This is a genomic window from Chlamydiales bacterium (assembly GCA_031292375.1).
GTDB lineage: Bacteria > Chlamydiota > Chlamydiia > Chlamydiales > VFKH01 > JARLHF01.
Genome location: JARLHF010000069.1, coordinates 1 through 7,361, shown reverse-complemented (window position 1 = coordinate 7,361; position 7,361 = coordinate 1). Strand labels below are relative to the sequence as shown.

The following is a 7,361-nucleotide window of genomic DNA, read 5'->3' as shown; positions in this document are numbered from 1 at the left end:
AGAACCACTTTATTTGGATATCCTAAACGGTGTAGAACGCATCATAAATGATAAATTATAAGTCTCCGTGTCTCCGCGTCTCCGTGTTTTAACTATTCAAGTTATTGATTAGCAGATAGTTGAAAATCGAGCTGGCGTTAATTACGCAAGAAGTCTAATACCGGAAAGACTCAGCTTCTGTTTTTCAGCAAGAATATAAATAATTTCTAAATCTTCTGAATCAATAGTAACATTGATTCTTTGCGCTTTTGAACGCATACCACACCTCTTTTATTTTTAGCGTGTCACATGTGATACAGCCTGTCAATTACAACATTTTCTAAAAATTTATTGTCTTAAATAAATTAAAAAAACACATCACCAAATATACCATCTATTTCTCTTGCAGCTTCGTACTCTTTTAAAAGAGTACGAACGACAACACTTGCCGTAAGTCCTTTTAACTCATTAACAACGAAGCGATAATACTTGATTTCCTTCTCTTTTTCTCTTCGAATCCCTTCCAAACCAGAGGGCCCATCAAAACCCACAGTATCAAAATAAGGTTCCATGGGCACATATCTAGGATGCATCCATATCATTTCAACTTCCTGTTTAAGAGCTTCCACTTGGTCTTTAAGAATAGCATTATAGAGCTTAACTTGATCGTCGCTATACACCTTTCCTTGATTATCTTCTTTTTTAAGAAGCTCAAACTCCAATAACAAAAGTGCATGCAAATCTTTGTTATCATATGCAGTTGTAAGCTTTTTCATAACCTCTTCTTTTTCTTTTTTTAACAAAAGATCCTGCTCTAAGTCAGGATGAAAAGCTCTTGCCAGTTGCTTATAAATGGTACTTAAACTTTTCTTCTGAAGCGTTTCTAACTCTACTGCCTTCTGTTCTTTCTCCAACTGTTTTTTGCTCTTTGGTTTAGGAGGAGTTTTTTTCTCTTCCGCATACTCTTGAGAGGCATTCATTGATTCGAACATCTTTTGAATTATATCCTGCATGCTATCTTTGTGATTCATATCTGAAAGATCAATATCGATGCCCCTTTTTTTAAATTCCTTTGACATTTCTTTCTTCATAAGATCAAATTCAGCATTCATTGTTTCATTAAGATCAACCCCCTTTAGCTCTTTTACAATAGCATGTACTTCAGGATCTAAGTCATTGTAATGCCCAAGGTCTATCAAGCCTTGTATTTTATCCAACAAAAGATCTTGACAAAGCTCTTTCTCTTTTTTAGAGAGCTTTTTTAAATTTCTGCACTGTTTGTACATACTTTTTACAAATTCACTAGTAGCTAAAACAAGCTCTTGCTGGACTGGACTAACCTTTTCATGATAGATTTTTAAACAAATATCTAGATGAGAAACTAGCGACTTCTGCTCTTCTTGTAAAGCTTCCACTTTTCTCTTTAGACGATTAAATACTTGCTGTGCGCTACTCAAAACAGGTTTTTTTTGTTTTTTAAGAGAAATAACTGAAGACATTTGAACCACTCCTTAGACCTATAAAACAGAGCATTATAAATCTCCATTAATTCTATCTCTACTTTTTTTTATAGGCACAAGTTTTCTATATACTTGTTTAAAATGAAATGCTTTTTGCTCATATGACAAAAGCCTTTCAATAGGTATATTAAAAAAACTTTCATTTTTCTTGAGGTAGGGCAAGATTAAATTCCAATCCTCCTCTGTCATCTCTACAAATTCTGAGCCATTAAGTTGGCCTGTATCTACTTTATTCTTCGGATCTCTAATGTAAATTGCGCCACCAGAAGCAAGAGAAAAAAGATTACCACCTGCATAAGGAGTGTCTAGCTCGATGATTTTTCCATTTTCATCAAATGTAATACCATTAAGAATTACAAAGCCATCACTTGCCATGAAAGACTCTGCCAAATAATCCAAGGCCAAGCCATTAATAACAACACGAGGAGATCCTACTGCATTAATCAATGCCCTTCCAGCGGCACTTCCAAGCACATAAGACTCTCCTCCCTTCGCTCCATATAAAAATGCTTGCCCAACATTACCATAAATCACAAGAAGGCCTGATTTCATGATCTGCCCTACCTGGTCTTGAGCATCATTATAGACATAAATATGTGCTCCATCAATTCCAGAGGCAAGATAATCCCCTGTAGATCCGTAAAAATGTAGTTCTACACCCTCTGTATTAGGTCCCAAGCCAGAACCCAAAAAACGCTCTCCTCTAGCATCAGAAAATACAAAATGGCGCATGCCTCTCTTATACTCTTCGATGATTCCTTTTGCATCTAAGCACTTTTTTGCATCTGATGGTTCTTCGTGGAATGGGTAAACACGCCCCTTCTTTTCTATTTGATTGCCAAATTTATCTGTACAAATAACTTTTCCTGCATCGATTGTGAAGGTAAAGGCTCCTCCATCTGTATGACTTCCTCCCCTTGCATTCCAATAATCATCAATAGGGCACTGAAGTTCTTTTACAACAGCATCAATTGCTTGCTTCTCCGATGCTGCAAAGCCAATATTCTTTCCCATCGCAAAGACCTGCGGGCGGAGCATGCTTGTATCTGTAATACCAATAAGCCTATAAATACCCTTGAGGGACTGTGCAAGCAAAAAGAACCAAGGACCATCGGGAGAGCCATGAATATGTTTTCTTTGTAGATCCCTATATACCTTCTTTTTTTCTTCGGGCAAAAGAAAAAAATCTCGCTCTGTAGTAGGCGCAAAGGCCTCAATAACATGTTCCAAAGGATAATTATAAGTGCGATGCAATAGATCGAATAAAAGAGCTGCAACTTCTGTATCTGTTAGAAAATGAGGGTTCAACCCTTTTTGAGACAAATATTCGCAAAGAGAATAATAATTTGCAAAATCACCATTGTGAACAAGAGCCTCATTTAGACCCACAAATGGGTGAGCACCCCCTGGATGCCACACATTTCCCTTTGTAGGGTAGCGGTGATGACCAATCCATACATGAGCCTTTAACTCCTCCAACTGATAGTAACGAATTACATCATCTCCATATCCCACTATCTTCAGCACTAAAAGGTCCTTTCCTGTTGAAAGCACAAAAGCTCTCTTCTCACCTTTAGCAGAGTAAAATTTTTGATTAATGCGATGCATGTTTTGATAAACTGTTTCCTCATTGCCCCCTTTAAGGCGAACAAAATAGATTACTGTCGCTTGCATCTCATGCACATGGTCTACTTCGAATACAGAATAGATATAATCTCTCTCTAACTCCTTCCTGGAAGAGGGATCCAAGTAAGCAATGCCTAAAAGATAATCTTGATCCAAAATCTCTTGAGTGATACCAAAAAATGTAGGATCTAGCCCCGCAGCTGCAATGCCGCCTCCCTTACCATTTCCACGATTGCGCATCTGACAAAGCCCTGTTAACAAGTGTTTGCCAGCTATTTTTTCAGCAGAAGCGACACCGATAACACCACATCCCCCTTCAGACTCCTTCATGAATGTACCTCAAAAGATCATGACGCCCTCTTAACTGGCACACAGATGTAAGGCCTAATTTGCATAAAATTTCTTGTAGCTGCTCTGAATAAAAAGCGTAGAGATTACTAATTCTTTCTGCTCCCCAACTAGGATCCACAAGTTGTGTAAGCTCTGGATCCGTTGTAGTAAGCCCAAAAGGGCAACCTCGACCTCGCTCACAATTCGCACAACGCGTGCAGCCCATAGCTATAAGCTCTGCTGTTCCCAAAACACAGCCATCAGCACCAAGAGCAATTGCTTTTGCCATATCATCAGCTGTGCGAATGCCCCCACTAACCATAACAGTGATTTTATCACGCAAGCCTTCCTGAATTAAAAAACGATGAACCCTCGGTATAGCAAGCTCCAATGGCATAGCGATATTTTTTTTGGCAATCTCAGGAGCAGCTCCTGTGCCACCATAACTTCCATCCATATGCAAAATGTCTGCGCCCGCAAAATAGCTTCCTACAGCGACCATGTCGACATCAATGGGCGTTGAAACCTTAACTGAGATAAGTGCCTTTGGATTAATTGTTTTAATCCAATCAACTTGCTTTTTATGATCTTCTACGGAATAAACACTATGAAAAGGAAAAGGAGAAAAAAGATTGATCCACGGCACTGATCCACGCATTTTTGCAACTTCTATGGTAGTTTTATCCGCTAGAAGGTGGCCTCCCAGGCCTGGTTTTGCACCTTGTGCATACTTAAGCTCAACAATGCGTGCATATTGAATTGTCTCCTCTCGCACGCCAAACATACCCGTTGCAACCTGCGTGATCACATGGTCTTTGTAGGGCACAAGAGCGTCTGGATAACCACCCTCTCCTGTACATGTAAATGTGTTCCACATCTTTGCAGCCATCGCCCTTGCAAGCATGATATTTTCACTTACAGAACCATAAGACATGCCTGCACCATAAAAGGGGACTTCCAATTTAATCTGTTTAATATCCAGAGAAAGATCTGCATGCGTCGCCCACTTTTCTTTAGGAAGAAATCCAAAATCTAGACGATCAAAACCACCACCAGAGGCTCCTTTTCGAAATTCAAGACCATTTGTTGGAGGCTTTTTAGTACCAGCAGCATGCCATGTAGACAAGATAAGGTCCTGTGTCCACCTTGCATCTCCAAGGGCAGGCATATCTTTTCTCACCGGCCACTCATCAAACCCCTTTCTCAAGAGCTCCGTATGTTTTTTAGTTATCTCTTGCATAGCCAGGAATATCTTTGAATGCTTCTTCTTCTAATGTTTTTTGAAAAAATGCCCTTCCCATCTCGCCTCGAAGTCTGCGAACATCCCTTAACCCCATAGCTCCCATCACTTCAATCAACTGATCACGCCATGCTGCGCAAAAATTCTTAATACGCTGTACAGCCCATACCTCGTCTTTAAACTGATCTTGTAAAACAATTGCAACTGCTCGCTTAATAGCTACAAGGTCAAGTCCACAAATGATTGCCTTGATAAATACTTCAGCAGACTCCACACACCCACTTCCTATCAAGGTAACTTCCTCCCTACATTTTGCATCCACAAAAATCCTATTTACCTCTCGAATCATCTCAGGCTCCAACTTTTCTGCCTTCAAGTGAAAAATACGCCTGCCTGCTCTATATTGCTCTAACAATGTTGAATCATCAAACGAAAATGCCGGCTCTTCTAAAACAACCGTTTGAAGCTCTTTTGCTGCCCTTTGAAGGATTTTATTACATTGAGGATTAGACTCAAAAACAATGGGAATAGCAACCGTACTATCTTTCAAGTATACTTCTGTAGAGATAAATTCACGCCCATGAATGCCATCGCGCGTTGGCCTGACAATTTCTGATAGGTCTGTCCACATCCCATCCCAGGAAGAACCTCCAAACTTTCCTCGGTATCCAGCTCCTCGAATAGGAACGCTTCCTGTTTCTGCTTCCATCATGAGATAGTGAATATGACCTGAAATCTGTTGATGAAGAGGGTGATGATAGATCTGAACTACTTCTGGATACTCTGTTGTACAGCGTAAACACCCAACACAGAGCTTATTTCTTGGAGCAAATCCGCCAATTGGCCCAGAGAATACTCCATAAACGCAGGGTCTATTTTTTACAATTTTAAGATTACCACGATAATGAACAAGCTCTTTGATTAATAGCTTGAATAGTGCCCATTTTTTGACTTTCACCAAAAAACGATGCGGATGGAAAAGAATATGCAAGGCCTTCTTCGTTTCAATCTGATAGCGCTGATACTTCATTATAAGATGCTTTATTCATAAACTGATACGGCTTTCAGTTAAGCTAAACATCTAATTAAATACAAGTTTTATACTTTCAAAAACTTTATCAGAATTCTCTGTCATAAGAGGCAAATTTCTTCCACTTCGAAGTTCATTTAGTGCACTATTGGGCATTGCCTTTTTAAAATCGATGTAGATCAGGCTACTAACATTTACATCCGAAAGAGCTTCTAGCAATTCTTCCTGAGAAGCATTTGAATTCCGCAAAGTCAAACATTCTAATTTTTGTGCACGCATGTGTCGAAGACCTTCTTTAGTAACATAAGCATCTTCCATATTCAAATGGATAAGCGCGGATGCTTTAGCACCTAAAATCTCTAAAAACTTATCGCCATGATGGCCTCCTTTAACAGGTCCTTTCTGACCTGATTTATAGAAGAAGCTTTTTAGCCCACCCAAATTTAATCCATTTAAACCCTCCCCTGTCACATTTTTCGATCCAAATCGCAAAAACTTTAAAGGCGCATTTGCTAAAACAGTAAGGTGTTCATTACGTAAGTCATTTCTAAAACCACTCAAATCACAAAAAGATAATTCCGCTGTATTTAGCTGCTGCAAACAAGCAGGCGTTAACTTTAAATTCCGCATACCAACATAAGACATAATCTTAAAAGTTTGAAGCGGAACATTTTTTAAGGGCGCTAAGTCCTTATCCTCAAGGTTAAATCCATCACTCTCTCCCAGACAAAACTTACTTCCTAGAGAAATCCCTTTTATTCGAGAAGAATATTTGTCACCTGCAATCAGAGAAATGAACTCTACCATCTTCTTTCTATCCCACGACAGCCCCTGATTACGATAACCAGAAGGTGGGCAAAAAATTAAATGATCTATTGTAGGATCTAGGTCTAATAAATATTCTAACTGTGCTGCTGTTTGGATGTCGTCACTAGAAAATGTTAAAACCCCCTTCTTTCTAAAAAGCTCCTTCTCCCAATCCGCCTCGAAGCAAAATTGCTCAAATGGATCCAGAGCTATATGGCAATCTGTATTTGAAACGTGATAATTGAACTTATATAGTACCGCTTGAACAAAAATCCTCGTTAGCTCCCTGTCACCTTTAAAAACTTGTTTGATCTCTAGCAGATAATTCTTCGATTTTTCGTCATCTACGTTATAGAGATTCTTACACCATTCAAAATTACAAAAACGAGCAAAAATATTCCAGATAAGACGCTGGTACCACGTATTTTCTATAACTTTCAAGTTACGCCCAATCCACACATTCTCTTTGTTAACATCCGCAATTTGCTGCAACCTAAGCATAACTTCGCTGCGATCTAGAACTTCTCCCTGTATAGAAATAGTATGTGCCATAAAATCAACTCCTCTTACCTAAAGATGAACACAATTGTACCCTAATGTGATTAAGATTTGATAAATTTTATAAATTCAACTAATAAAAAATTTTTTAATCACTGCCACTACACGTTCAAAGTATGAGGGCGCATTTTTCCACTTTAATGCTCTATAACGTCCAGCATATAACAAGGGCATATTCCTTTTCCTTCGAAGTGCATCTAGTTCATCGCATGAAAGGCGCTCACCTTTAATCTCAATATTAGATCGAAAAAGGTACTCAGGACATATATTT

6 protein-coding genes are annotated in these 7,361 nt (G+C 38.9%); all 6 read right to left on the bottom strand.

Features of this window, described 5'->3' with window-relative positions:
* Positions 1-344 precede the first annotated feature (344 nt).
* Positions 345-1,478, bottom strand: coding sequence for a hypothetical protein (locus P4L16_08420; GenBank protein MDR3625141.1), 1,134 nt, complete (start codon positions 1,476-1,478; stop codon positions 345-347).
* 33 nt (positions 1,479-1,511) lie between these two features.
* Entirely contained in the window at positions 1,512-3,455 is a 1,944-nt protein-coding gene (locus tag P4L16_08415; GenBank protein MDR3625140.1) for a hypothetical protein, read from the bottom strand.
* Complete coding sequence (locus tag P4L16_08410; GenBank protein MDR3625139.1) at positions 3,442-4,695, bottom strand: FMN-binding glutamate synthase family protein; 1,254 nt, start codon at positions 4,693-4,695, stop codon at positions 3,442-3,444. Before P4L16_08410 ends, P4L16_08415 begins: the two co-directional genes overlap by 14 nt.
* Positions 4,679-5,725, bottom strand: a complete 1,047-nt coding sequence (locus tag P4L16_08405; protein MDR3625138.1) for a hypothetical protein — start codon at positions 5,723-5,725, stop codon at positions 4,679-4,681. Before P4L16_08405 ends, P4L16_08410 begins: the two co-directional genes overlap by 17 nt.
* Before the next feature lie 51 nt (positions 5,726-5,776).
* Positions 5,777-7,084, bottom strand: a complete 1,308-nt coding sequence (locus P4L16_08400; GenBank protein MDR3625137.1) for a hypothetical protein — start codon at positions 7,082-7,084, stop codon at positions 5,777-5,779.
* 75 nt (positions 7,085-7,159) lie between these two features.
* The coding region (locus tag P4L16_08395; GenBank protein ID MDR3625136.1) for a hypothetical protein at positions 7,160-7,361 on the bottom strand (202 nt) is incomplete at its 5' end.